This window comes from Rhodobacteraceae bacterium Araon29 (assembly GCA_039640505.1).
Lineage (GTDB): Bacteria > Pseudomonadota > Alphaproteobacteria > Rhodobacterales > Rhodobacteraceae > CABZJG01.
The window spans coordinates 1,692,571-1,717,355 of record CP046865.1 but is presented as its reverse complement, the minus strand read 5'-3'; the positions used below and the strand labels follow the sequence as shown (position 1 = coordinate 1,717,355).

The window sequence follows — 24,785 nt, the reverse complement described above, 5'->3', positions numbered from 1 at the left end:
CTTCTTTGCCGTAGATAGAAATTTATGTTGAAAGGAAAAAGGAAAATAATTTGTCAACTTGCCCCTTGCGTCTGGCAATTCCTTTGGATACATCGTGCTCCAGTGGGTGATTAGCTCAGTTGGTAGAGCGCTTCGTTTACACCGAAGATGTCGGGAGTTCGAGTCTCTCATCACCCACCAATAAAACCCATAAGATACGTTTAGTTTGTATAAAAAGAATGTGATCAATCATAAAATTGGATCATCCACTATTTTTTTGCTTCATTATAAAGCCAGAATTACTTCCAATATTCAATTACCGTCAGCAAGCCGCAACTATCAACCTAGAAGCCTAAATGGCTATCTTACCCTCCGTTTAATCTTTGCAAGTCTTTTGAGTACATATTCTCATTGGAGTATATCAAAAGCCTAAATTTCATTTGTTGATTAACAAAGGCCTTCTGACCCTTTCGCAATTCAAACTTTAGATATTTTGCTCCATACTCCTGATTACGATGTTCTATTAGGTGGTGCGTCATTACCTTTAAAATGAAGTGGCAATTCGAATGTTGTTATATGCATATCATTGGATATTTATTGCTAAAATTTGAAGTGCTAAATCTGTTTATATCTCAACCTAATACGATTTATTTCTTGAGACGACAAATAGTCAACTATCTCCCCATCATCTTTAACAGTTAAAAAAGGAGCTTTATTTGTAGCTAAAACCTCAAATGCTTCCTGCATGCTTTGTTCAACATTTACATAAGGCAAATCACTTCCAAAAGATTTAAGCGCATCAAAAACATCATTACTTCTAGAAATTGTTTCTAGCAACCTTCCTTTGGCTGCATCAATAATTGATAGAATTCCCAAGAACTTATCTTCTACGACAATCGGTAAATTTCTAAAATCGCCTTTGACCATAATCTTCAAAGCATCCACACAATATGTATCAGGCGACGCGCTGACTACATTGCGAGTCAGTAAATCACTTACCTTTAAATTGCCATCAATTACATTTTTCTCAGCGAGATGTTTTATAATATCACGTTCTGAAATAATACCGACTAACATATGCTTTGAATTTACAACCGCTAAGCTGGCTTCTTGCTCCTCAGAAAGCCAGGCCATAATATCGAGCACCTTGTCAGTTTCCAAACAGGATAATTTCAAGCTTTCCGTTTCTTTTGAATACCAGTGTTCAATGATAGCCTTCCTAGAGTCGAGGTAATTTGAGATATCCATATCAAAACACTTTCACAATTTTATTACAGGTTATTCATCCAGGTGCAGCGCATTTTGTTTACGAAAGACCCGAAATCTTTCACTAAATTGAGCTTGAAAAAGTCTGGATGTCAAGATTCCGAATTTTGATTTAGCGGTGTGTAATTTGGCCGAGACCAGATATGCTCTAGCTCTGGTAATCTCCCCATTTTTAATTGGGTCCGCTTATGGAATTAGGCGGCCATTTTAAGTTTCATAGCGGGTGTGATCCCACCGATGGCCATGCTGGGCCGGTCGTTGGTGTAAGTCCAGAGCCATTCTGTAGCTTGGCTTTGTACCTCCTCAATAGTTTCAAAGATTTTTCGGTCCAGCCATTCGGTAATTTCCGAGTTCTTGTCACTCAGCATGCGTTCATACCGATAGCAGCATGTGCTGACTTGAAACGTACGGCAGTCCAAGAAAATGCTGACACCACGGGTAGCGACTACTTTCACGGCCATCTCTTTACGCACAGACGGCCTTAACGCTTTTTTCCAAGCGCTTTTCTTTAAGAAAGTCGTTTTGCATGCTCATCTCGGCATACATGCGCTTCAGACAGCGATTTTCATCAGTCATCTCCTTCAGCTCCGTGATCATAGATGCGTCCATGCAACCAAACTTCGCACGTCATTTATAAAAGCTGGCATTGACCATGACAGGTTCGCGGCAAAGTTCGGAAATTCGCAGACCACTCTCGGTCTGCTTCAATATCCCCATAATTTGCGCATCGCTGTATCGTTTATTCTTCATTCAAAATCTCCTCAGATATTATGCCAAGAAAACTCTACTTATGAACACTATTAATTTTCGGGGGATTACCCTCTGGTTCCAGATAAAAATCAAACGAGTTACAGTATGTATTACGATTTATTTATTACTTCATTTATCAATGAGTAACTATAATAACTTATGTTGATTTTTTTGATTTCGCAGAAGATCTAGTTTTTTTCGAAGCGGCTTTTTTTCCTGTTTTATAATCTTTGGGTTCACTATATTCTTCAAGCTCTGCCAAAAGAGAAGATACATAACTTCTTTTAGCGGTATTATATACTTTCACTTCATCATTTAACTTTACTAAACTATCTTCTATTACCCTTACTGAATTAAGCAATGCCTTGGCTTTGTCATTAAACAAATCAGTTTCATATTCCACTCGGTTAATCGTAATTTTACTCACTTCTCATCTCCTAAATTTATCAATTCAAAAGTTTTCCAATCCAAATATCAGGCCTAATATCTATGCCTGATAATATATCACGCTCGATATTTAGCTAGTAGCGGTTGGTTGTTTTTCGTATGACGTTTAGCAAGGCTACGCCCCCTTTTCCCCGATATAAATGGCCTGACTGGCCGAGGGATGAATGTACTTTCAAAAAGCTCAGGAAATAGAAATTGCAATTCTAATCTGGCAGCAGGTTGCAACCCTTTCACTGCTTCTGTCCCGAAATAAAGGGATTCTGCTAATGTACCTTCGGCAATCACCAATTGATGAGTCTCAAACATCATATGGAAATACTCAACCTCTTCTATATCGATATCCATTGATATACCTGGTATTTGCGTCAAAAATTTGGCAGCAATTAGAATTTCTGAGTTCTTTGTTTCACGATTTACAATTTTCGAATTTATCAAGACACGGTGCTGCGGTGAAACAACAAGGTCACGGCTTGGCAACTCAAGCCCTAAGGCGCCTTTTTCAATCCGTATTGGCCGGATATTTGGATATTGCTTAAGTTCCTCAACGGTCAATTTCTGTGAACCAATCCAAGCGATTGGTTGAAAGCCGTTGTCTTGCGTCCATACCAAATCCCCAGGCCGTAGGTCCTCAATTGGAAGTTCACCTTTTTGAGTGCGTATCAACGTACCCCGGTTGAAACAAACAACATTAGTGTTGTCATATGAAAGATCATCTGCATCAACTTCGGCACCGCCTGATAGCAGAGAAAGGTCAATATTACCGATATCGATATAATCAACGCCGTCAATGGTGCCATCCAGATGACCGTCTTTCTGATCCTCCTTAAGTAAGTTCAAACCATGTTTGAAATCGGGCCCACCACCATCGATGATGGCATCTACTACGCCTTGATTATAAAACGCGGCAAGGTCAACAAAGTCATTGTTCGATTGATCACCATCATCAATAGAGCCGGTGTTGCCAGTGTTAAAATCCGAAATCGTGTCCGCACCATTGCCAGCGATTTCGGTAAAGGTATCATTACCGCTACCTCCTGACATAGTATCATCGCCAAGACCGCCGTAAAGCGTGTCATTTTCACTACCGCCATCTAGGCGGTCGTCATCAGCGCCACCGTAAAGGATGTCATTGCCGCCACCGCCCTCTATACTGTCAGCGCCGGCATCGCCATAAAGCGTGTCAGCCCAATTACCACCTGAAGCACCCGTCAGCGTATCATCACCAGCGCCGCCATAAACCAGATCCAGCGCTATATCATAGATAGAGTCCGCACCCTCACCACCGTAAACTGTGTCTACATGACTAAAGCTATCGATTGTATCGTTGCCGGTACCACCGTAAACAGTGTCATTGCCGCTGCCGCCAACAAGACGGTCATTATCAGCGCCGCCGTAAAGCCTGTCATTGCCGCCACCGCCTTCTAGATTGTCATCATCAGCGCCGCCGTAAAGCCTGTCACCCGCGCTACCACTTGAAACACCCGTCAGCGTATCATCACCAGCACCACCATAAACCAGATCCAGCGCTGTATCATAGATAGAGTCCGCCCCGTCACCGCCGTAAACCGTGTCTCTACCAGAACGGCTTTCGATTGTATCGTTTCCGGCATCACCGTAAAGCGTGTCATTGCCAGCTCCGCCTTCTAGATTGTCATCATCAGCGCCGCCGTAAAGCCTGTCATTATTCGTGCCGCCATCAAGGTGGTCATCGCCAGCGCCGCCGTAAAGGATGTCATTTCTCGAGCCACCATCTATGATATCGTTGCCGGTGCCACCATAAATTAGATCTAGGCCGCCGTCGCCATCTAAGATGTCGTTGCCAGTGCCACCGTAAATTCGGTCACCGCTTGTGCCGCCACTTATGTTGTCCGCATCATTGCCGCCGTAAAGGGTGTCATTGCCGTTACCGCCAACAAGGCTGTCATCGCCAAGACCGCCGTAAAGGGTGTCTTTGTCGCTACCGCCCTCAAGGGTATCAGCACCGCTTCCACCATAAAGCAAGTCTCTACTATCATCGCCACCTAAGATGTCGTTATTATCACCACCGTAAAGGATATCATCGCCGCGGCCGCCTCTCAGCGTGTCATCATCAATCCCACCAAAAATTTCATCATTACCGTCGCCACCAGACAAGCTATCATCATCATCTTGACCGAAAATAATGTCATTACCGATGCCTCCATCAATCGTGTCACGATCATTATTATCAGCAGAATCAACCGAATCTTCTTGGATAAAGGCGCTGATTGGTATTCCGGTAAGCCCCGGTATATCCTCGTCTAAAACAGCCGGGTCAGCAAACCCATAGAGAACATCATCACCGTCACCGCCCTCAATAAGATCACTGCCTTCGTTGCCAACAATGGTATCATCGCCGCTGTCGCCAAAGAGAGTATCCCGGTCATAACCACCATCTATAACATCGTTATCAGAACCTCCATAAACCAAATCACGGTCGTCACCGCTCAGGATGCTATCATTTCCAATACCTGCATAGATGATATCAAGATCATTTGAATCATCAGTATCAGCAGGCACATTAGTGCCCGCTAGGGTAACTGAGATATCCGGAAAACCCGTGCCAGGTGCTGTTCGGGTATTGATAAAGTCATCACCCGATCCGCCAAATACCGTGTCACTTCCGGAATGCCCATAGATTGTATCGTTGTCATTGCCGCCATAAAGCAAATCATCACCAACACCGCCGTAAATGGAATCCTCGCCGTCGAGACCGATCAGAGTATTAGCACCGGTATTGCCAGTGATCACGTTGTCCAACGTGTTACCGGTGCCAGACAGTTCTTCCGTACCCGTCAGCGTCAGGTTCTCAACATGATCGCCTAATGTATAATCAACCGAGCTCCGAACAAGATCCCTGCCTTCACCGCTGCCCTCAATGACATCATCGTCTGTGCTATCCACAACATAGGTATCATCACCAACGCCGCCGTAAATGGTGTCATCGCCGGTGCCGCCATCAAGGCTGTCATCGCCAGCGCCGCCGTAAAGAATGTCAGCGCCAGCGCCGCCATCAAGCGTATTATTGCCATCATTGCCTGTGATCACGTTGTCCAACGTGTTGCCCGTACCAGACCGATCATTCGCCCCTGTCAGCTTAACATTACCAGACGGATTATTCGCCCCCGTCAGCGTCAGATCCTCAATATGGTCACCCAAGGTGTAATTCACCGAGCTTTCAACAAGATCCCTACCTTCGCTGCTGCCCTCAATGACAACATCGTCTGTGCTATCAACAACATAAGTGTCATCGCCAAGACCACCGTAAAGGGTATCCCCACCGGCAAGACCGTTCAGAATATTATTGCCCTCGTTACCAGTGATCACGTTGTCCAGCGCATTACCGGTACCAGACAAATCACCTGATCCCGTCAGCGTAAGGTTCTCAATATGATCGCTCAATGTGTAATTAGCCGAGCTCCGAACAAGATCCGTGCCTTCACTGTCAACCTCAGTGATTACATCTTCTGTGCTATCAACAACATAAGTGTCATCGCCAACGCCGCCGTAAAGGGTATCATTGCCGCTACCACCAGAAAGGCTGTCAGCGCCAGCGCCGCCATAAAGGGTGTCAGCGCCAGCACCGCCTCCAAGCGTATTATTGCCTTCATTGCCAACGATCACGTTGTCCAGCGCATTACCGGTGCCAGACAGATTATCCGATCCCGTCAGCGTCAGATCCTCAACATGATTGCCCAAGGTGTAATCAATCGAGCTTTCAACAAGATCCGTGCCTGCACTGCTGCCCTCAGTGACAACATCGCCTGTGCTATCAACAACATAAGTGTCATCGCCAGCTTCGCCATAAAGCTCGTCATCGCCGGTGCCGCCATCAAGGCGGTCATTGCCAGTGCCGGCCTCAAGCTGGTCATCATCAGCGCCACCATAAAGACTATCGTCATCGGCACCGCCATAAAGGTCGTCAACGCCAGTGCCACCCTCTATCCAGTCAGAGCCGTCTCGGCCAGCGATTTCATCAGAGCCCGCCCCGCCTTCAAGCGTATTATTGCCTTCATTGCCAACGATCACGTTGTCCAGCGCATTACCGGTGCCAGACAGATTATCCGATCCCGTCAGCGTCAGATCCTCAACATGATTGCCCAAGGTGTAATCAATCGAGCTTTCAACAAGATCCGTGCCTGCACTGCTGCCCTCAGTGACAACATCGCCTGTGCTATCAACAACATAAGTGTCATCGCCAGCTTCGCCATAAAGCTCGTCATCGCCGGTGCCGCCATCAAGGCGGTCATTGCCAGTGCCGGCCTCAAGCTGGTCATCATCAGCGCCACCATAAAGACTATCGTCATCGGCACCGCCATAAAGGTCGTCAACGCCAGTGCCACCCTCTATCCAGTCAGAGCCGTCTCGGCCAGCGATTTCATCAGAGCCCGCCCCGCCTTCAAGCGTATTATTGCCTTCATTGCCAACGATCACGTTGTCCAGCGCATTACCGGTGCCAGACAGATTATCCGATCCCGTCAGCGTCAGATCCTCAACATGATTGCCCAAGGTGTAATCAATCGAGCTTTCAACAAGATCCGTGCCTGCACTGCTGCCCTCAGTGACAACATCGCCTGTGCTATCAACAACATAAGTGTCATCGCCAGCTTCGCCATAAAGCTCGTCATCGCCGGTGCCGCCATCAAGGCGGTCATTGCCAGTGCCGGCCTCAAGCTGGTCATCATCAGCGCCACCATAAAGACTATCGTCATCGGCACCGCCATAAAGGTCGTCAACGCCAGTGCCACCCTCTATCCAGTCAGAGCCGTCTCGGCCAGCGATTTCATCAGAGCCCGCCCCGCCTTCAAGCGTATTATTGCCTTCATTGCCAACGATCACGTTGTCCAGCGCATTACCGGTGCCAGACAGATTATCCGATCCCGTCAGCGTCAGATCCTCAACATGATTGCCCAAGGTGTAATCAATCGAGCTTTCAACAAGATCCGTGCCTGCACTGCTGCCCTCAGTGACAACATCGCCTGTGCTATCAACAACATAAGTGTCATCGCCAGCTTCGCCATAAAGCTCGTCATCGCCGGTGCCGCCATCAAGGCGGTCATTGCCAGTGCCGGCCTCAAGCTGGTCATCATCAGCGCCACCATAAAGACTATCGTCATCGGCACCGCCATAAAGGTCGTCAACGCCAGTGCCACCCTCTATCCAGTCAGAGCCGTCTCGGCCAGCGATTTCATCAGAGCCCGCCCCGCCTTCAAGCGTATTATTGCCTTCATTGCCAACGATCACGTTGTCCAGCGCATTACCGGTGCCAGACAGATTATCCGATCCCGTCAGCGTCAGATCCTCAACATGATTGCCCAAGGTGTAATCAATCGAGCTTTCAACAAGATCCGTGCCTGCACTGCTGCCCTCAGTGACAACATCGCCTGTGCTATCAACAACATAAGTGTCATCGCCAGCTTCGCCATAAAGCTCGTCATCGCCGGTGCCGCCATCAAGGCGGTCATTGCCAGTGCCGGCCTCAAGCTGGTCATCATCAGCGCCACCATAAAGACTATCGTCATCGGCACCGCCATAAAGGTCGTCAACGCCAGTGCCACCCTCTATCCAGTCAGAGCCGTCTCGGCCAGCGATTTCATCAGAGCCCGCCCCGCCTTCAAGCGTATTATTGCCTTCATTGCCAACGATCACGTTGTCCAGCGCATTACCGGTGCCAGACAGATTATCCGATCCCGTCAGCGTCAGATCCTCAACATGATTGCCCAAGGTGTAATCAATCGAGCTTTCAACAAGATCCGTGCCTGCACTGCTGCCCTCAGTGACAACATCGCCTGTGCTATCAACAACATAAGTGTCATCGCCAGCTTCGCCATAAAGCTCGTCATCGCCGGTGCCGCCATCAAGGCGGTCATTGCCAGTGCCGGCCTCAAGCTGGTCATCATCAGCGCCACCATAAAGACTATCGTCATCGGCACCGCCATAAAGGTCGTCAACGCCAGTGCCACCCTCTATCCAGTCAGAGCCGTCTCGGCCAGCGATTTCATCAGAGCCCGCCCCGCCTTCAAGCGTATTATTGCCTTCATTGCCAACGATCACGTTGTCCAGCGCATTACCGGTGCCAGACAGATTATCCGATCCCGTCAGCGTCAGATCCTCAACATGATTGCCCAAGGTGTAATCAATCGAGCTTTCAACAAGATCCGTGCCTGCACTGCTGCCCTCAGTGACAACATCGCCTGTGCTATCAACAACATAAGTGTCATCGCCAGCTTCGCCATAAAGCTCGTCATCGCCGGTGCCGCCATCAAGGCGGTCATTGCCAGTGCCGGCCTCAAGCTGGTCATCATCAGCGCCACCATAAAGACTATCGTCATCGGCACCGCCATAAAGGTCGTCAACGCCAGTGCCACCCTCTATCCAATCAGAGCCGTCTCGGCCAGCGATTTCATCAGAGCCCGCACCGCCATCAAGCGTATTATTGCCTTCATTGCCAACGATCACGTTGTCCAGCACATTACCGGTGCCAGACAGATTATCCAATCCCGTCAGCGTCAGATCCTCAACATGATTGCCCAAGGTGTAATTCACCGAGCTTTCAACAAGATCCCTGCCTTCGCTGCTGCCCTCAATGACATCATCGCCTGAGCTATTCACAACATAAGTGTCAGCGCCAACGCCGCCGTAAAGGGTGTCAGAATTAGTGCCGCCATCAAGGCTGTCATCACCAAGACCGCCGTAAAGGGTGTCTTTGCTAGCACCGCCATCTAGGCTGTCATCGCCAAGACCGCCGTAAAGGGTGTCATTATCGCTACCGCCGTCTAGATTGTCATTATCAGTGCCGCCATAAAGGATGTCATTGCCGTTACCGCCGTCTATACTGTCAGCGCCTGCATCACCGTAAAGCCTGTCACCCGCGCTACCACTTGAAACACCCGTCAGCGTATCATCACCAGCACCGCCATAGACTAGATCCAGCGCAATGTCATAGATAGAGTCCGCACCGTCACCGCCGTAAACCGTGTCATTGCCAAAATAGGTTTCGATTGTATCGTTTCCAGCATCACCGTAAAGAGTGTCTTCACCGCTACCACCAGCAAGGCTGTCAGCGCCAAGACCGCCGTAAAGGAGGTCATTGCCAGCGCCGCCCTCTATACTGTCAGCGCCCGCATCGCCATAAATGGAATCCTCACCGTCAAGACCGCTCAGCGTATTAGCGCCCGTATTACCTTTGATCACGTTGTCCAGCGCATTACCGGTACCAGACAGATTACCCAATCCCGTCAGCGTCAGATCCTCAACATGATTACCCAATGTGTAATCAGCCGAGCTTTCAACAAGATCCCTGCCTGCACCGCTGCCCTCAATGACATCATCGTCCGCGCTATCAACAACATAGGTGTCATCGCCAAGGCCGCCAACCAAAGTGTCTGTGCCAGTACCTCCAGCCAGACTATCATTGCCGTCGCCGCCATCAATACTGTCATTACCAGTACCGCCAGTGACAGTATCATCACCGTCACCCGCTTCTACAGTCAGAGAAGATGTCGCATTTGATCCGTCGATGGTGTCAGCATGATCAGTAGCAACAACCTTCTCAATCTCTGCAAACGTTAAATCCTTGTCGGCATCCGCATCAAGACCGCTAACAGTGCCCTCTTCCGGGTCAACTGCGTAAGTGATGTTAACACCGCCCGCAGCACCAGAGAGATCAAGAGTATCAGTGTCATCCCCCTCATCCCCACCAGTAATTTCTGCGTTAACCTGTGAACCCGTGTCAGTGATATCCAGTGTGAACACATCATCACCGTCACCGCCAGTCGCCGTATCTTTACCGCCAACAGCAATGCTATCATTACCAGCGCCGCCAGCCAGCACATCAGAACCAACACCGCCTATGAGGATGTCATTACCAGCGCCACCGTAAAGGCTGTCAGCGCCGCCACCGCCACCGCCGTAAAGGATGTCATCGTCAGAGCCGCCGTAAAGGATGTCATGGCTAGCACCGCCATCGATGGTGTCATTGCCAGCATCGCCATAAAGGGTGTCTTTGCCACCGTCGCCATCAAGCTTATTATTGCCTTCATTGCCCTTGATCACGTTGTACAGCGCATTACCGGTACCAGACAGATCACCTGATCCCGTCAGCGTCAGGTTCTCAACATGATCACCCAATGTGTAATTCACCGAGCTTTCAACAAGATCCCTGCCTGCACCGCTGCCCTCAATGACATCATCGTCTGTGCTATCAACAACATAAGTGTCATCACCAGCGCCGCCATAAAGGGTGTCAGCGCCAGCACCACCATCAAGCTTATTATTGCCTTCATTGCCCTTGATCACGTTGTCCAGCGCATTACCGGTTCCAGACAGATTGCTCGCCCCCGTCAGCGTCAGATCTTCAACATGATCACCCAATGTGTAATTCACCGAGCTTTCAACAAGATCCCTGCCTTCACCGCTGCCCTCAATGACATCATCGCCTGAGCTATCAACAACATAAGTGTCATCACCAACGCCGCCGTAAAGGGTGTCGTTGCTGCTACCGCCATCTAAGCTGTCATCGCCAAGACCGCCGTAAAGAGTGTCTTTACTGCTACCGCCATCAAGGCTGTCATCATCAGTGCCGCCGTAAAGGATGTCAGCGCCGCCACCGCCAACAAGGCTGTCAGCGCCTGCACCACCGTAAAGAGTGTCGTTGTTGCTACCGCCGTCTATACTGTCAGCGCCAAGACCGCCGTAAAGCGTGTCATTGTCGTTACCGCCGCCTAGATTGTCAGCATCAGTGCCACCGTAAAGGAGGTCATTGCCGCCGCCGCCCTCTATACTGTCAGCACCTGCATCACCGTAAAGCCTGTCACCCGCGCTACCACTTGAAACACCCGTCAGCGTATCATCACCAGCACCGCCATAGACTAGATCCAGCGCAATGTCATAGATAGAGTCCGCACCGTCACCGCCGTAAACCGTGTCTCTACCAGAACGGCTTTCGATTGTATCGTTTCCAGCGCCGCCGTAAAGGGTGTCAGTGCCGCTACCACCAGCAAGGCTGTCAGCGCCAAGACCGCCGTAAAGGAGGTCATTGCCAGCGCCGCCCTCTATACTGTCAGCGCCCGCATCGCCATAAATGGAATCCTCACCGTCAAGACCGATCAGCGTATTAGCGCCCGTATTACCTTTGATCACGTTGTCCAGCGCATTACCGGTGCCAGACAGATTATCCGATCCCGTCAGCGTCAGATCCTCAACATGATTGCCCAAGGTGTAATTCACCGAGCTTTCAACAAGATCCCTGCCTTCGCCGCTGCCCTCAATAACATCATCGCCTGAGCTATTTACAACATAAGTGTCATCACCAACGCCGCCATAAAGGGTGTCATTAAGAGCGCCGCCATCAAGGTGGTCATCGCCAGCGCCGCCGTAAAGGGTGTCAGCGCCAGCACCGCCATCAAGCGTATTATTGCCATCGTTACCAGTGATCACGTTGTCCAGCGCATTACCGGTACCAGACAGATCACCTGATCCCGTCAGCGTAAGGTTCTCAATATGATCACCCAAGGTGTAATCAGCCGAGCTTTCAACAAGATCCCTGCCTTCGCTGCTGCCCTCAATGACATCATCGTCTGTGCTATCAACAACATAAGTGTCATCGCCAACGCCGCCGTAAAGGGTATCATTGCCGCTACCACCAGAAAGGCTGTCAGCGCCAGCGCCGCCATAAAGGATATCCTCACCGGCAAGACCGTTCAGAATATTATTGCCATCGTTACCAGTGATCACGTTGTCCAGCGCATTACCGGTACCAGACAGATCACCTGATCCCGTCAGCGTAAGGTTCTCAATATGATCGCTCAATGTGTAATTAGCCGAGCTCCGAACAAGATCCGTGCCTTCACTGTCAACCTCAGTGATTACATCTTCTGTGCTATCAACAACATAAGTGTCATCGCCAACGCCGCCGTAAAGGGTATCATTGCCGCTACCACCAGAAAGGCTGTCAGCGCCAGCGCCGCCATAAAGGGTGTCAGCGCCAGCACCGCCATCAAGCGTATTATTGCCTTCATTGCCAACGATCACGTTGTCCAGCGCATTACCGGTACCAGACCGATTATTCGCCCCCGTCAGCGTCAGATCCTCAACATGATTACCCAATGTGTAATTCACCGAGCTTTCAACAAGATCCCTGCCTTCGCTGCTGCCCTCAATGACATCATCGCCTGAGCTATTCACAACATAAGTGTCATCGCCAACGCCGCCGTAAAGGGTGTCAGAATTAGTGCCGCCATCAAGGCTGTCATCACCAAGACCGCCGTAAAGGGTGTCTTTGCTAGCACCGCCATCTAGGCTGTCATCGCCAAGACCGCCGTAAAGGGTGTCATTATCGCTACCGCCGTCTAGATTGTCATTATCAGTGCCGCCATAAAGGATGTCATTGCCGTTACCGCCGTCTATACTGTCAGCGCCTGCATCACCGTAAAGCCTGTCACCCGCGCTACCACTTGAAACACCCGTCAGCGTATCATCACCAGCACCGCCATAGACTAGATCCAGCGCAATGTCATAGATAGAGTCCGCACCGTCACCGCCGTAAACCGTGTCATTGCCAAAATAGGTTTCGATTGTATCGTTTCCAGCATCACCGTAAAGAGTGTCTTCACCGCTACCACCAGCAAGGCTGTCAGCGCCAAGACCGCCGTAAAGGAGGTCATTGCCAGCGCCGCCCTCTATACTGTCAGCGCCCGCATCGCCATAAATGGAATCCTCACCGTCAAGACCGCTCAGCGTATTAGCGCCCGTATTACCTTTGATCACGTTGTCCAGCGCATTACCGGTACCAGACAGATTACCCAATCCCGTCAGCGTCAGATCCTCAACATGATTACCCAATGTGTAATCAGCCGAGCTTTCAACAAGATCCCTGCCTGCACCGCTGCCCTCAATGACATCATCGTCCGCGCTATCAACAACATAGGTGTCATCGCCAAGGCCGCCAACCAAAGTGTCTGTGCCAGTACCTCCAGCCAGACTATCATTGCCGTCGCCGCCATCAATACTGTCATTACCAGTACCGCCAGTGACAGTATCATCACCGTCACCCGCTTCTACAGTCAGAGAAGATGTCGCATTTGATCCGTCGATGGTGTCAGCATGATCAGTAGCAACAACCTTCTCAATCTCTGCAAACGTTAAATCCTTGTCGGCATCCGCATCAAGACCGCTAACAGTGCCCTCTTCCGGGTCAACTGCGTAAGTGATGTTAACACCGCCCGCAGCACCAGAGAGATCAAGAGTATCAGTGTCATCCCCCTCATCCCCACCAGTAATTTCTGCGTTAACCTGTGAACCCGTGTCAGTGATATCCAGTGTGAACACATCATCACCGTCACCGCCAGTCGCCGTATCTTTACCGCCAACAGCAATGCTATCATTACCAGCGCCGCCAGCCAGCACATCAGAACCAACACCGCCTATGAGGATGTCATTACCAGCGCCACCGTAAAGGCTGTCAGCGCCGCCACCGCCACCGCCGTAAAGGATGTCATCGTCAGAGCCGCCGTAAAGGATGTCATGGCTAGCACCGCCATCGATGGTGTCATTGCCAGCATCGCCATAAAGGGTGTCTTTGCCACCGTCGCCATCAAGCTTATTATTGCCTTCATTGCCCTTGATCACGTTGTACAGCGCATTACCGGTACCAGACAGATCACCTGATCCCGTCAGCGTCAGGTTCTCAACATGATCACCCAATGTGTAATTCACCGAGCTTTCAACAAGATCCCTGCCTGCACCGCTGCCCTCAATGATAACATCGTCTGCGCTATCAACAACATAAGTGTCATCACCAACACCGCCATAAAGGGTGTCAGCGCCAGCACCACCATCAAGCTTATTATTGCCTTCATTGCCCTTGATCACGTTGTCCAGCGCATTACCGGTTCCAGACAGATTGCTCGCCCCCGTCAGCGTCAGATCTTCAACATGATCACCCAATGTGTAATTCACCGAGCTTTCAACAAGATCCCTGCCTTCACCGCTGCCCTCAATGACATCATCGCCTGAGCTATCAACAACATAAGTGTCATCACCAACGCCGCCGTAAAGGGTGTCGTTGCTGCTACCGCCATCTAAGCTGTCATCGCCAAGACCGCCGTAAAGAGTGTCTTTACTGCTACCGCCATCAAGGCTGTCATCATCAGTGCCGCCGTAAAGGATGTCAGCGCCGCCACCGCCAACAAGGCTGTCAGCGCCTGCACCACCGTAAAGAGTGTCGTTGTTGCTACCGCCGTCTATACTGTCAGCGCCAAGACCGCCGTAAAGCGTGTCATTGTCGTTACCGCCGCCTAGATTGTCAGCATCAGTGCCACCGTAAAGGAGGTCATTGCCGCCGCCGCCCTCTATACTGTCAGCACCTGCATCACCGTAAAGCCTGTCACCCGCGCTACCACTTGAAACACCCGTCAGCGTATCATCACCAGCACCGCCATAGACTAGATCCAGCGCAATGTCATAGATAGAGTCCGCACCGTCACCGCCGTAAACCGTGTCTCTACCAGAACCGCTTTCGATTGTATCGTTTCCAGCGCCGCCGTAAAGGGTGTCATTGCCGCTACCACCAGCAAGGCTGTCAGCGCCAAGACCGCCGTAAAGGAGGTCATTGCCAGCGCCGCCCTCTATACTGTCAGCGCCCGCATCGCCATAAATGGAATCCTCACCGTCAAGACCGATCAGCGTATTAGCGCCCGTATTACCTTTGATCACGTTGTCCAGCGCATTACCGGTGCCAGACAGAGTACTCGCCCCCGTCAGCGTCAGATCCTCAACATGATTACCCAATGTGTAATCAGCCGAGCTTTCAACAAGATCCCTGCCTTCACCGCTGCCCTCAATGACAACATCGTCTGTGCTATCAACAACATAAGTGTCATCGCCAACGCCGCCGTAAAGGGTGTCAGCGCCAGCACCGCCATCAAGCTTATTATTGCCTTCATTGCCCTTGATCACGTTGTCCAGCGCATTACCGGTACCAGACCGATTATTCGCCCCCGTCAGCGTCAGATCCTCAACATGTTCACCCAATGTGTAATTCACCGAGCTTTCAACAAGATCCCTGCCTTCACCGCTGCCCTCAATGACATCATCGCCTGAGCTATTCACAACATAAGTATCATCACCAACGCCGCCGTAAAGGGTGTCATTATGCGCGCCACCATCAAGGCGGTCATCTCCAAGACCGCCGTAAAGGGTGTCATTTCTTGCGCCGGCATTAACATTACCGCCAATAAGGGTATCATTACCAGTGCCACCGTAAAGGATGTCGTGCCCCGTACCACCGTCTATACTGTCATCGCCAGCGCCGCCATAAAGCGTGTCATGGTTAACACCGCCATCAAGCGTATTATTGCCCGTATTGCCAGTGATAACATTGGCCTCATCATTACCGGTACCAGACAGATTACCCAATCCCGTCAGCGTCAGATCCTCAACATGATTACCCAATGTGTAATCAGCCGAGCTTTCAACAAGATCCCTGCCTGCACCGCTGCCCTCAATGACATCATCGTCCGCGCTATCAACAACATAGGTGTCATCGCCAAGGCCGCCAACCAAAGTGTCTGTGCCAGTACCTCCAGCCAGACTATCATTGCCGTCGCCGCCATCAATACTGTCATTACCAGTACCGCCAGTGACAGTATCATCACCGTCACCCGCTTCTACAGTCAGAGAAGATGTCGCATTTGATCCGTCGATGGTGTCAGCATGATCAGTAGCAACAACCTTCTCAATCTCTGCAAACGTTAAATCCTTGTCGGCATCCGCATCAAGACCGCTAACAGTGCCCTCTTCCGGGTCAACTGCGTAAGTGATGTTAACACCGCCCGCAGCACCAGAGAGATCAAGAGTATCAGTGTCATCCCCCTCATCCCCACCAGTAATTTCTGCGTTAACCTGTGAACCCGTGTCAGTGATATCCAGTGTGAACACATCATCACCGTCACCGCCAGTCGCCGTATCTTTACCGCCAACAGCAATGCTATCATTACCAGCGCCGCCAGCCAGCACATCAGAACCAACACCGCCTATGAGGATGTCATTACCAGCGCCACCGTAAAGGCTGTCAGCGCCGCCACCGCCACCGCCGTAAAGGATGTCATCGTCAGAGCCGCCGTAAAGGATGTCATGGCTAGCACCGCCATCGATGGTGTCATTGCCAGCATCGCCATAAAGGGTGTCTTTGCCACCGTCGCCATCAAGCTTATTATTGCCTTCATTGCCCTTGATCACGTTGTACAGCGCATTACCGGTACCAGACAGATCACCTGATCCCGTCAGCGTCAGGTTCTCAACATGATCACCCAATGTGTAATTCACCGAGCTTTCAACAAGATCCCTGCCTGCACCGCTGCCCTCAATGACATCATCGTCTGTGCTATCAACAACATAAGTGTCATCACCAGCGCCGCCATAAAGGGTGTCAGCGCCAGCACCACCATCAAGCTTATTATTGCCTTCATTGCCCTTGATCACGTTGTCCAGCGCATTACCGGTTCCAGACAGATTGCTCGCCCCCGTCAGCGTCAGATCTTCAACATGATCACCCAATGTGTAATTCACCGAGCTTTCAACAAGATCCCTGCCTTCACCGCTGCCCTCAATGACATCATCGCCTGAGCTATCAACAACATAAGTGTCATCACCAACGCCGCCGTAAAGGGTGTCGTTGCTGCTACCGCCATCTAAGCTGTCATCGCCAAGACCGCCGTAAAGGGTGTCATTGTCGCTACCGCCGTCTAGATTGTCAGCATCAGTGCCGCCGTAAAGGATGTCATTGCCGCCGCCGCCCTCTATACTGTCAGCGCCCGCATCGCCATAAATGGAATCCTCACCGTCAAGACCGCTCAGCGTATTAGCGCCCGTATTACCTTTGATCACGTTGTCCAGCGCATTACCGGTGCCAGACAGAGTACTCGCCCCCGTCAGCGTCAGATCCTCAACATGATTGCCCAATGTGTAATTCACCGAGCTTTCAACAAGATCCCTGCCTTCGCCGCTGCCCTCAATAACATCATCGCCTGAGCTATTCACAACATAAGTGTCATCACCAACGCCGCCGTAAATGGTGTCATTAAGAGCGCCGCCATCAAGGTGGTCATCGCCAGCGCCGCCGTAAAGGGTGTCATTTCTTGCGCCGGCATTAACATTACCGCCAATAAGGGTATCATTACCAGTGCCACCGTAAAGGATGTCGTGCCCCGTACCACCGTCTATACTGTCATCGCCAGCGCCGCCATAAAGCGTGTCATGGTTAACACCGCCATCAAGCGTATTATTGCCCGTATTGCCAGTGATAACATTGGCCTCATCATTACCGGTACCAGACAGATTACCCAATCCCGTCAGCGTCAGATCCTCAATATGATCACCCAATGTGTAATTCACCGAGCTTTCAACAAGATCCCTGCCTGCACCGCTGCCCTCAATGATAACATCGTCTGCGCTATCAACAACATAAGTGTCATCACCAACACCGCCATAAAGGGTGTCAGCGCCAGCACCACCATCAAGCTTATTATTGCCTTCATTGCCCTTGATCACGTTGTCCAGCGCATTACCGGTTCCAGACAGATTGCTCGCCCCCGTCAGCGTCAGATCTTCAACATGATCACCCAATGTGTAATTCACCGAGCTTTCAACAAGATCCCTGCCTTCACCGCTGCCCTCAATGACATCATCGCCTGAGCTATCAACAACATAAGTGTCATCACCAACGCCGCCGTAAAGGGTGTCGTTGCTGCTACCGCCATCTAAGCTGTCATCGCCAAGACCGCCGTAAAGAGTGTCTTTACTGCTACCGCCATCAAGGCTGTCATCATCAGTGCCGCCGTAAAGGATGTCAGCGCCGCCACCGCCAACAAGGCTGTCAGCGCCTGCACCACCGTAAAGAGTGTCGTTGTTGCTACCGCCGTCTATACTGTCAGCGCCAAGACCGCCGTAAAGCGTGTCATTGTCGTTACCGCCGCCTAGATTGTCAGCATCAGTGCCACCGTAAAGGAGGTCATTGCCGCCGCCGCCCTCTATACTGTCAGCACCTGCATCACCGTAAAGCCTGTCACCCGCGCTACCACTTGAAACACCCGTCAGCGTATCATCACCAGCACCGCCATAGACTAGATCCAGCGCAATGTCATAGATAGAGTCCGCACCGTCACCGCCGTAAACCGTGTCTCTACCAGAACGGCTTTCGATTGTATCGTTTCCAGCGCCGCCGTAAAGGGTGTCAGTGCCGCTACCACCAGCAAGGCTGTCAGCGCCAAGACCGCCGTAAAGGAGGTCATTGCCAGCGCCGCCCTCTATACTGTCAGCGCCCGCATCGCCATAAATGGAATCCTCACCGTCAAGACCGCTCAGCGTATTAGCGCCCGTATTACCTTTGATCACGTTGTCCAGCGCATTACCGGTGCCAGACAGATTATCCGATCCCGTCAGCGTCAGATCCTCAACATGATTGCCCAAGGTGTAATTCACCGAGCTTTCAACAAGATCCCTGCCTTCGCCGCTGCCCTCAATAACATCATCGCCTGAGCTATTTACAACATAAGTGTCATCACCAACGCCGCCATAAAGGGTGTCATTAAGCGCGCCACCATCAAGGTGGTCATCGCCAGCGCCGCCGTAAAGGGTGTCTTTGCCAGCACCGCCGTCTAGATTGTCATTATCAGTGCCGCCATAAAGGATGTCATTGCCGTTACCGCCGTCTATACTGTCAGCGCCTGCATCACCGTAAAGCCTGTCACCCGCGCTACCACTTGAAACACCCGTCAGCGTATCATCACCAGCACCGCCATAGACTAGATCCAGCGCAATGTCATAGATAGAGTCCGCACCGTCACCGCCGTAAACCGTGTCATTGCCAAAATAGGTTTCGATTGTATCGTTTCCAGCATCACCGTAAAGAGTGTCTTCACCGCTACCACCAGCAAGGCTGTCAGCGCCAAGACCGCCGTAAAGGAGGTCATTGCCAGCGCCGCCCTCTATACTGTCAGCGCCCGCATCGCCATAAATGGAATCCTCACCGTCAAGACCGCTCAGCGTATTAGCGCCCGTATTACCTTTGATCACGTTGTCCAGCGCATTACCGGTACCAGACAGATTACCCAATCCCGTCAGCGTCAGATCCTCAACATGATCACCCAATGTGTAATCAGCCGAGCTTTCAACAAGATCCCTGCCTTCGCTGCTGCCCTCAATGACATCATCTTCTGCGCTATCAACAACATAAGTGTCATCGCCAAGACCGCCGTAAAGGGTGTCAGCACCAACACCGCCATCAAGGCGGTCATTATCAGCGCCGCCGTAAAGGATGTCACCGCCGCCACCGCCCTCCATACTGTCAGCGCCTGCATCACCATAAAGCGTATCAGCCCAATTACCACCTGAAGCGCCCGTCAGCGTATCATCACCAGCGCCGCCATAAACCAGATCCAGCGCTATATCATAGATAGAGTCCGCACCCTCACCACCGTAAACTGTGTCTACATGACCAAAGCTATCGATTGTATCGTTGCCGGTACCACCGTAAACAGTGTCATTGCCAAGGCCGCCAACAAGACGGTCATTATCAACGCCGCCGTAAAGGATGTCCCTGCCGCTACCACCCTCTACACTGTCATCGCCAGAGCCTCCGTAAATGGTATCCTCACCGTTAAGACCGCTCAGCGTATTAGCGCCCGTATTACCTTTGATCACGTTGTCCAGCGCATTACCGGTACCAGACAGAGTACTCGCCCCCGTCAGCGTCAGATCCTCAACATGATCACCCAATGTGTAATCAGCCGAGCTTTCAACAAGATCCCTGCCTTCGCTGCTGCCCTCAATGACATCATCTTCTGCGCTATCAACAACATAAGTGTCATCGCCAAGACCGCCGTAAAGGGTGTCAGCACCAACACCGCCATCAAGGCGGTCATTATCAGCGCCGCCGTAAAGGATGTCACCGCCGCCACCGCCCTCCATACTGTCAGCGCCTGCATCACCATAAAGCGTATCAGCCCAATTACCACCTGAAGCGCCCGTCAGCGTATCATCACCAGCGCCGCCATAAACCAGATCCAGCGCTATATCATAGATAGAGTCCGCACCCTCACCACCGTAAACTGTGTCTACATGACCAAAGCTATCGATTGTATCGTTGCCGGTACCACCGTAAACAGTGTCATTGCCAAGGCCGCCAACAAGACGGTCATTATCAACGCCGCCGTAAAGGATGTCCCTGCCGCTACCACCCTCTACACTGTCATCGCCAGAGCCTCCGTAAATGGTATCCTCACCGTTAAGACCGCTCAGCGTATTAGCGCCCGTATTACCTTTGATCACGTTGTCCAGCGCATTACCGGTACCAGACAGAGTACTCGCCCCCGTCAGCGTCAGATCCTCAACATGATCACCCAATGTGTAATCAGCCGAGCTTTCAACAAGATCCGTGCCTGCACTGCTGCCCTCAATGACATCATCGCCGGAGCTATTCACAACATAAGTATCATCACCAACGCCGCCGTAAAGGGTGTCATTATGCGCGCCACCATCAAGGCGGTCATCACCAAGACCGCCGTAAAGGGTGTCATTTCTCGCGCCGGAAGTAACATTACCGCCAATAAGGGTATCATTACCAGTGCCACCGTAAAGGATGTCGTGCCCCGTACCACCGTCTATACTGTCATCGCCAGCGCCGCCATAAAGCGTGTCATGGTTAACACCGCCATAAAGCGTATTATTGCCCGTATTGCCAGTGATAACATTGGCCTCAACATTACCGGTACCAGACAGATTACCCAATCCCGTCAGCGTCAGATCCTCAACATGATCACCCAACGTGTAATCAGCCGAGCTTTCAACAAGATCCCTGCCTACACCGCTGCCCTCAATGACAACATCGTCTGCGCTATCAACAACATAAGTGTCATCGCCAACGCCGCCAACCAAAGTATCTGTGCCAGTACCTCCAGCCAGACTATCATTGCCAGCGCCGCCAACAAGGCTATCACCACCACCACCACCAATAATGTTGTCGTTGCCCTCACCGCCATAAACGGTGTCAGAGTTGTTGTTACCCTCGAGCTTGTCGTCGCCGCTGCCGCCATAAAGTAGATCGGCTCCATCGCCGCCCAGAAGAGTATCGCTTTCTAAGCCACCGTAAATTGTGTCATTGCCGCCGCCACCATCTATGCTGTCAGTACCTGCATCACCATAAATAGTGTCAGCCCAATTACCACCTGAAGCACCCGTCAGCGTATCATCACCAGCCCCACCATAAACCAGATCATTTGCTATATTATAAACCGAATCCGCGCCTTCACCGCCATAAACCGTGTCTTGGGCATCAAAACTGTCAATCTTATCAGCACCGGCACCGCCGTAAATTATGTCGAAACCTGCGCCACCAATAAGGCTATCATCACCGATACCGCCATCTATCGTATCAGCGCCATTGCCGCCATATATTGTGTCAGCGCCATCATCCCCGGCCAGGGTGTCACTTCCGCCGCCACCGTAAAGGATGTCATTTCCCGCACTGCCATCAAGAGTGTCATCCCCGACGCCGCCATCAAGCGTATTAGCGCCCGTATTGCCCTTGATCAGATTATCCAGATCATTACCAGTACCAGACAGATTTCTCGCCCCCGTCAGCGTCAGATCCTCAACATGATTACCCAATGTGTAATTCACCGAGCTTTCAACAAGATCCCTGCCTGCACCGCTGCCCTCAATGACATCATCGCCTGAGCTATTTACAACATAAGTGTCATTACCAACGCCGCCGTAAAGCGTGTCTTTGCTAGAACCGCCATCAAGGCGGTCATCACCAAGACCGCCATAAAGGGTGTCAGCGCCAGCACCGCCATCAAGGCGGTCATCATCAGCGCCACCGTAAAGGGTGTCATTTTGCGCGCCGCCAGTGCCGCCAATAAGGGTATCATTACCAGAGCCACCGAAGACAATATCGTTGCCCCTACCGCTATCTATACTGTCATCGCCAGCACCGCCGTAAAGTGTGTCATGGTGCCTACCACCATCAATCGTATCATTGCCCGTATTGCCAGTGATAACATTGGCCTCATCATTACCGGTACCAGACAGATTGCTCACCCCCGTCAGCGTCAGATCTTCAACATGTTCACCCAATGTGTAATTCACCGAGCTTTCAACAAGATCCCTGCCTTCACCGCTGCCCTCAATGACATCATCGCCCACGTTTTCCACAACATAGGTGTCATCGCCAGCACCGCCAATAAGAGTATCAGTGCCAGTACCGCCATCGATGGAATCATTGCCATCTCCACCATAAATGCTGTCACCGCCGCCGCCGCCCACAAGATTGTCATTGCTGTCGCCGCCGTAAAGGGTATCGGAATTGTCGTTGCCAGAAAGATCGTCCTCGCCGCTGCCGCCATACAGTAGATCGGCACCCTGGCCGCCCAGAAGAGTATCGTTCTCTAAGCCACCGTAAATCTCATCATTGCCGCCACCGCCGTCTATACTGTCAGCGCCTGCATCACCATAAAGAGTGTCAGCGTTGGTACCTGAATTACCAATCAGAGTATCATTACCGGCACCGCCAAAAACCAGATCTTTCGCTATATTATAGACCAAGTCCGCAGCGTCACCGCCATAAACCGTGTCTAAGGAATCAAAACTATCGATTGTATCAGAACCGGCACCGCCGTAAATCAAGTCAAAGCCTGCTCCACCAACAAGGCTATCATCACCGATGCCACCATCTATCGTATCAGCACCGCTGCCACCATATATTGTGTCAGCTCCATCATCCCCGGTCAGGTTGTCACTGCCGCCGTCACCGTAAAGGATGTCATTTCCCGTACCGCCATCAACATCATCCTCTCCAACACCTGCGCGGACAGTATCATCACCTTCACCGGCTTCGATCACATCATCATCGCTGCCATCCGCGGCATCGTCATTATCGACCCTGTCCCCATCGAGATCTCCGGTATAGGTTGAATCGATAACATCATCACCCGACGTCCCAGACACAATATAGTCACTGCCACCTGTACCATCCGCTGGATCGCCTAATATCCATGCAGAGTGCACAGTCATATCATGACTTCCTTGCTCTCCACTTCGGCCCGTTTCGGTAATCCGAAACGTAAATGGACCCTCGCTGTCCTCTGGCGCTGTAAAATCAAACACACCGGTGTGTGATGACTGGTTCGTAACCGTCCCTGTTTCAGATTCCAATACCTTGCCGTCTGCGTCAAGCACTTCCATTTTGTAGTTATAAGACGCCGTTTGAGAATCCGAACCATTCACACCAAACATAGCGTTTATTTGCGCTTTGGTTCCCTCAGCGCATGAGAATGTTGTTTCAATATATCCTCCGGTCGAGCCGTTAGACCATTTGAAGCCCGTTCCATTACCGTCGTCTAGGTTAGACGCGGCAACCGGCTGACCGCTTGATGTCCAGCCATTAGTGTTACCGAGAAGTTGATTTTCTAAAATATGTTGATTTGCCATTATACTCTATAATCTTTCTCACAATAATCGCTCGCCATCACATTTCCAGATGCGGTGTTATTAAAGCCCGACTTCATTAAAAAAGAATGCTTGAACTCACATAAAAAAATGTACATTTTTTTCGCACAAGTGCTCATGACTTACCTCGTACCATTAACAAATGCATCATTACCTCCAGTGATTAAATCACCTGGCTCGCCTTTACCTTTGATTGTGCTGCAAAAAATATGACTGCGCAGATTGCAAAGCTCCAGTTTAGCAATAAATGGCAATAGCCTCGTTACAGCTTTGGAGTTTGATTTAGCTCCAGTGACTTCCTTTATTAAAGTAATAAAAAAACCCAACATCGCCGCGTCTGGCAAATTTATTGCTCGACCTGAAAATACTGGTAAAAGGCCATAACCTCGAAAAAAGGTAAAAAGATTGGACAAAAATCCACCCTCAATCCAAAGATTGAAACGCTGTGACATTCCAAGCGTTAAATTCTTATCAATTTCGAAAAAAATATTATGCATCTAGTACTCGCGCCATTCATCAAATAATTGAAGAGGATCAACACCCATCGGGGGAGCATCCAAATAAATTTGGATACCCAGCGCGCGGGTCACGAAATAAAGCAACCCTTATGTACCCCCACCGCCAAGAACGAAATACGCCCTATAGCTTGCATAGCTCCCGAAAAGCTAATTTAGACCAAGGCTTAAGATACTGAAAACAACTTCTAACCTAAATTAAACAACCATTCAAAAGCCCGTCAAAACTGCATCTTCCCTTCACTGCACCAAAGGCAATTCTAAAACACACGAAACAATAACACCCTACTATTTAGAAACCGTATT

At 50.7% G+C, this 24,785-nt stretch carries 4 protein-coding genes, 1 tRNA gene and 72 pseudogenes; 1 reads left to right on the top strand and 76 read right to left on the bottom strand.

The features are described from left to right. Window positions 1–104: 104 nt before the first annotated feature. Window positions 105–180, top strand: a tRNA-Val gene (locus tag GN278_08365). Between the two features lie 414 nt (window positions 181–594). Here the strand turns inward: GN278_08365 and GN278_08360 are convergent. From GN278_08360 to GN278_07985, 76 genes and pseudogenes are all read right to left on the bottom strand, one after another. Further along, window positions 595–1,227 carry a CBS domain-containing protein gene (locus GN278_08360; GenBank protein ID XAT60747.1) on the bottom strand — a complete coding sequence of 211 codons (633 nt, stop codon included), beginning with the start codon at window positions 1,225–1,227 and terminating at the stop codon, window positions 595–597. A gap of 212 nt (window positions 1,228–1,439) precedes the next feature. Further along, a pseudogene (locus GN278_08355) lies at window positions 1,440–1,995 on the bottom strand (transposase). Window positions 1,996–2,152: 157 nt separating this feature from the next. Then, complete coding sequence (locus GN278_08350; GenBank protein XAT60746.1) at window positions 2,153–2,422, bottom strand: hypothetical protein; 270 nt, start codon at window positions 2,420–2,422, stop codon at window positions 2,153–2,155. Window positions 2,423–2,499: 77 nt separating this feature from the next. Continuing rightward, a complete protein-coding gene (locus GN278_08345) occupies window positions 2,500–3,483 on the bottom strand; it encodes a calcium-binding protein (protein XAT62601.1) in 984 nt (327 codons plus the stop codon). A 51-nt stretch (window positions 3,484–3,534) separates the two neighbouring features. Beyond that, window positions 3,535–3,705: pseudogene (locus GN278_08340) on the bottom strand (hypothetical protein). A gap of 51 nt (window positions 3,706–3,756) precedes the next feature. Next, window positions 3,757–3,930: pseudogene (locus tag GN278_08335) on the bottom strand (hemolysin-type calcium-binding protein). 48 nt (window positions 3,931–3,978) lie between these two features. Continuing rightward, window positions 3,979–4,035: pseudogene (locus GN278_08330) on the bottom strand (hypothetical protein). A 51-nt stretch (window positions 4,036–4,086) separates the two neighbouring features. Continuing rightward, a pseudogene (locus GN278_08325) lies at window positions 4,087–4,254 on the bottom strand (hypothetical protein). 48 nt (window positions 4,255–4,302) lie between these two features. Next, window positions 4,303–4,470: pseudogene (locus GN278_08320) on the bottom strand (hemolysin-type calcium-binding protein). Between the two features lie 48 nt (window positions 4,471–4,518). Further along, window positions 4,519–4,689: pseudogene (locus tag GN278_08315) on the bottom strand (hypothetical protein). Window positions 4,690–4,749: 60 nt separating this feature from the next. Further along, window positions 4,750–4,914, bottom strand: a pseudogene (locus tag GN278_08310) (calcium-binding protein). 129 nt (window positions 4,915–5,043) lie between these two features. Continuing rightward, window positions 5,044–5,211, bottom strand: a pseudogene (locus tag GN278_08305) (calcium-binding protein). 159 nt (window positions 5,212–5,370) lie between these two features. Further along, a pseudogene (locus GN278_08300) lies at window positions 5,371–5,517 on the bottom strand (hypothetical protein). A gap of 186 nt (window positions 5,518–5,703) precedes the next feature. After that, a pseudogene (locus tag GN278_08295) lies at window positions 5,704–5,919 on the bottom strand (calcium-binding protein). A 27-nt stretch (window positions 5,920–5,946) separates the two neighbouring features. Beyond that, a pseudogene (locus GN278_08290) lies at window positions 5,947–6,114 on the bottom strand (calcium-binding protein). Between the two features lie 129 nt (window positions 6,115–6,243). Next, window positions 6,244–6,498 (bottom strand): annotated as a pseudogene (locus GN278_08285) (hypothetical protein). Between the two features lie 150 nt (window positions 6,499–6,648). Beyond that, window positions 6,649–6,903 (bottom strand): annotated as a pseudogene (locus GN278_08280) (hypothetical protein). A 150-nt stretch (window positions 6,904–7,053) separates the two neighbouring features. After that, window positions 7,054–7,308, bottom strand: a pseudogene (locus tag GN278_08275) (hypothetical protein). A 150-nt stretch (window positions 7,309–7,458) separates the two neighbouring features. Further along, window positions 7,459–7,713 (bottom strand): annotated as a pseudogene (locus GN278_08270) (hypothetical protein). A 150-nt stretch (window positions 7,714–7,863) separates the two neighbouring features. Then, window positions 7,864–8,118: pseudogene (locus GN278_08265) on the bottom strand (hypothetical protein). 150 nt (window positions 8,119–8,268) lie between these two features. Beyond that, window positions 8,269–8,523: pseudogene (locus GN278_08260) on the bottom strand (hypothetical protein). A 336-nt stretch (window positions 8,524–8,859) separates the two neighbouring features. Next, window positions 8,860–9,072: pseudogene (locus tag GN278_08255) on the bottom strand (hypothetical protein). A gap of 6 nt (window positions 9,073–9,078) precedes the next feature. Beyond that, window positions 9,079–9,126 (bottom strand): annotated as a pseudogene (locus GN278_08250) (hypothetical protein). A gap of 3 nt (window positions 9,127–9,129) precedes the next feature. After that, window positions 9,130–9,294, bottom strand: a pseudogene (locus GN278_08245) (calcium-binding protein). A 60-nt stretch (window positions 9,295–9,354) separates the two neighbouring features. Next, a pseudogene (locus GN278_08240) lies at window positions 9,355–9,462 on the bottom strand (calcium-binding protein). A gap of 51 nt (window positions 9,463–9,513) precedes the next feature. Next, window positions 9,514–9,684, bottom strand: a pseudogene (locus GN278_08235) (calcium-binding protein). A gap of 129 nt (window positions 9,685–9,813) precedes the next feature. Then, window positions 9,814–10,380: pseudogene (locus GN278_08230) on the bottom strand (hypothetical protein). 294 nt (window positions 10,381–10,674) lie between these two features. Next, window positions 10,675–10,887 (bottom strand): annotated as a pseudogene (locus GN278_08225) (calcium-binding protein). 30 nt (window positions 10,888–10,917) lie between these two features. Next, window positions 10,918–11,055, bottom strand: a pseudogene (locus GN278_08220) (calcium-binding protein). Window positions 11,056–11,076: 21 nt separating this feature from the next. Continuing rightward, window positions 11,077–11,241, bottom strand: a pseudogene (locus tag GN278_08215) (calcium-binding protein). A gap of 60 nt (window positions 11,242–11,301) precedes the next feature. Beyond that, window positions 11,302–11,409 (bottom strand): annotated as a pseudogene (locus GN278_08210) (hypothetical protein). Window positions 11,410–11,514: 105 nt separating this feature from the next. Then, window positions 11,515–11,730, bottom strand: a pseudogene (locus GN278_08205) (calcium-binding protein). A gap of 30 nt (window positions 11,731–11,760) precedes the next feature. Continuing rightward, window positions 11,761–11,928: pseudogene (locus GN278_08200) on the bottom strand (calcium-binding protein). Between the two features lie 180 nt (window positions 11,929–12,108). Next, window positions 12,109–12,327: pseudogene (locus GN278_08195) on the bottom strand (calcium-binding protein). A 132-nt stretch (window positions 12,328–12,459) separates the two neighbouring features. Beyond that, window positions 12,460–12,645, bottom strand: a pseudogene (locus GN278_08190) (calcium-binding protein). A 6-nt stretch (window positions 12,646–12,651) separates the two neighbouring features. Then, a pseudogene (locus tag GN278_08185) lies at window positions 12,652–12,699 on the bottom strand (hypothetical protein). 3 nt (window positions 12,700–12,702) lie between these two features. Next, window positions 12,703–12,867, bottom strand: a pseudogene (locus GN278_08180) (calcium-binding protein). 60 nt (window positions 12,868–12,927) lie between these two features. Beyond that, window positions 12,928–13,035, bottom strand: a pseudogene (locus GN278_08175) (calcium-binding protein). Between the two features lie 51 nt (window positions 13,036–13,086). Next, window positions 13,087–13,257 (bottom strand): annotated as a pseudogene (locus GN278_08170) (calcium-binding protein). A gap of 129 nt (window positions 13,258–13,386) precedes the next feature. After that, window positions 13,387–13,953: pseudogene (locus tag GN278_08165) on the bottom strand (hypothetical protein). 294 nt (window positions 13,954–14,247) lie between these two features. Continuing rightward, a pseudogene (locus tag GN278_08160) lies at window positions 14,248–14,460 on the bottom strand (calcium-binding protein). 30 nt (window positions 14,461–14,490) lie between these two features. Next, window positions 14,491–14,628: pseudogene (locus tag GN278_08155) on the bottom strand (calcium-binding protein). Between the two features lie 21 nt (window positions 14,629–14,649). After that, window positions 14,650–14,814, bottom strand: a pseudogene (locus GN278_08150) (calcium-binding protein). A gap of 60 nt (window positions 14,815–14,874) precedes the next feature. Beyond that, a pseudogene (locus GN278_08145) lies at window positions 14,875–14,982 on the bottom strand (calcium-binding protein). 51 nt (window positions 14,983–15,033) lie between these two features. Beyond that, a pseudogene (locus GN278_08140) lies at window positions 15,034–15,204 on the bottom strand (calcium-binding protein). A 129-nt stretch (window positions 15,205–15,333) separates the two neighbouring features. Then, window positions 15,334–15,696, bottom strand: a pseudogene (locus GN278_08135) (calcium-binding protein). After that, window positions 15,697–15,867, bottom strand: a pseudogene (locus tag GN278_08130) (calcium-binding protein). 129 nt (window positions 15,868–15,996) lie between these two features. Further along, window positions 15,997–16,563 (bottom strand): annotated as a pseudogene (locus GN278_08125) (hypothetical protein). A 294-nt stretch (window positions 16,564–16,857) separates the two neighbouring features. Further along, window positions 16,858–17,070 (bottom strand): annotated as a pseudogene (locus GN278_08120) (calcium-binding protein). A 189-nt stretch (window positions 17,071–17,259) separates the two neighbouring features. Further along, a pseudogene (locus GN278_08115) lies at window positions 17,260–17,625 on the bottom strand (hypothetical protein). Beyond that, window positions 17,626–17,796: pseudogene (locus GN278_08110) on the bottom strand (calcium-binding protein). Between the two features lie 129 nt (window positions 17,797–17,925). Next, window positions 17,926–18,138 (bottom strand): annotated as a pseudogene (locus GN278_08105) (calcium-binding protein). A gap of 30 nt (window positions 18,139–18,168) precedes the next feature. Beyond that, window positions 18,169–18,306 (bottom strand): annotated as a pseudogene (locus GN278_08100) (calcium-binding protein). A gap of 21 nt (window positions 18,307–18,327) precedes the next feature. Next, a pseudogene (locus tag GN278_08095) lies at window positions 18,328–18,492 on the bottom strand (calcium-binding protein). A gap of 60 nt (window positions 18,493–18,552) precedes the next feature. After that, window positions 18,553–18,660 (bottom strand): annotated as a pseudogene (locus GN278_08090) (hypothetical protein). Between the two features lie 105 nt (window positions 18,661–18,765). After that, a pseudogene (locus GN278_08085) lies at window positions 18,766–18,981 on the bottom strand (calcium-binding protein). A 30-nt stretch (window positions 18,982–19,011) separates the two neighbouring features. After that, window positions 19,012–19,173, bottom strand: a pseudogene (locus GN278_08080) (calcium-binding protein). 60 nt (window positions 19,174–19,233) lie between these two features. Next, window positions 19,234–19,341: pseudogene (locus tag GN278_08075) on the bottom strand (calcium-binding protein). A 51-nt stretch (window positions 19,342–19,392) separates the two neighbouring features. Continuing rightward, window positions 19,393–19,563 (bottom strand): annotated as a pseudogene (locus tag GN278_08070) (calcium-binding protein). 129 nt (window positions 19,564–19,692) lie between these two features. Next, window positions 19,693–19,800, bottom strand: a pseudogene (locus GN278_08065) (hypothetical protein). Continuing rightward, window positions 19,801–19,968: pseudogene (locus GN278_08060) on the bottom strand (hypothetical protein). A 51-nt stretch (window positions 19,969–20,019) separates the two neighbouring features. Next, window positions 20,020–20,190: pseudogene (locus tag GN278_08055) on the bottom strand (calcium-binding protein). Window positions 20,191–20,319: 129 nt separating this feature from the next. Next, window positions 20,320–20,427 (bottom strand): annotated as a pseudogene (locus GN278_08050) (hypothetical protein). Continuing rightward, window positions 20,428–20,595: pseudogene (locus GN278_08045) on the bottom strand (hypothetical protein). It abuts the pseudogene before it with no gap. A gap of 51 nt (window positions 20,596–20,646) precedes the next feature. Beyond that, window positions 20,647–20,817: pseudogene (locus GN278_08040) on the bottom strand (calcium-binding protein). A gap of 129 nt (window positions 20,818–20,946) precedes the next feature. Continuing rightward, a pseudogene (locus GN278_08035) lies at window positions 20,947–21,099 on the bottom strand (hypothetical protein). Between the two features lie 318 nt (window positions 21,100–21,417). After that, window positions 21,418–21,579 (bottom strand): annotated as a pseudogene (locus GN278_08030) (calcium-binding protein). Continuing rightward, a pseudogene (locus GN278_08025) lies at window positions 21,580–21,741 on the bottom strand (calcium-binding protein). A 60-nt stretch (window positions 21,742–21,801) separates the two neighbouring features. Further along, a pseudogene (locus tag GN278_08020) lies at window positions 21,802–22,179 on the bottom strand (hypothetical protein). Between the two features lie 30 nt (window positions 22,180–22,209). Beyond that, window positions 22,210–22,377 (bottom strand): annotated as a pseudogene (locus tag GN278_08015) (calcium-binding protein). A 54-nt stretch (window positions 22,378–22,431) separates the two neighbouring features. Beyond that, a pseudogene (locus tag GN278_08010) lies at window positions 22,432–22,605 on the bottom strand (calcium-binding protein). A 123-nt stretch (window positions 22,606–22,728) separates the two neighbouring features. Continuing rightward, window positions 22,729–22,890: pseudogene (locus GN278_08005) on the bottom strand (calcium-binding protein). After that, window positions 22,891–23,061, bottom strand: a pseudogene (locus GN278_08000) (calcium-binding protein). It abuts the pseudogene before it with no gap. Window positions 23,062–23,109: 48 nt separating this feature from the next. After that, a pseudogene (locus tag GN278_07995) lies at window positions 23,110–23,277 on the bottom strand (hypothetical protein). A 48-nt stretch (window positions 23,278–23,325) separates the two neighbouring features. Continuing rightward, window positions 23,326–23,946, bottom strand: a pseudogene (locus tag GN278_07990) (hypothetical protein). A 140-nt stretch (window positions 23,947–24,086) separates the two neighbouring features. Continuing rightward, window positions 24,087–24,461: a hypothetical protein gene (locus GN278_07985; GenBank protein ID XAT60745.1), complete on the bottom strand. Its 375-nt coding sequence runs from the start codon at window positions 24,459–24,461 to the stop codon at window positions 24,087–24,089. Window positions 24,462–24,785: the final 324 nt, after the last annotated feature.

Coding starts and splice junctions, on each gene's coding strand:
- GN278_07985 (XAT60745.1), bottom strand. CDS start 24,461: ATGCATAATATTTTTTTCGAAATTGATAAGAATTTAACGCTTGGAATG.
- GN278_08345 (XAT62601.1), bottom strand. CDS start 3,483: ATGTCAGGAGGTAGCGGTAATGATACCTTTACCGAAATCGCTGGCAAT.
- GN278_08360 (XAT60747.1), bottom strand. CDS start 1,227: ATGGATATCTCAAATTACCTCGACTCTAGGAAGGCTATCATTGAACAC.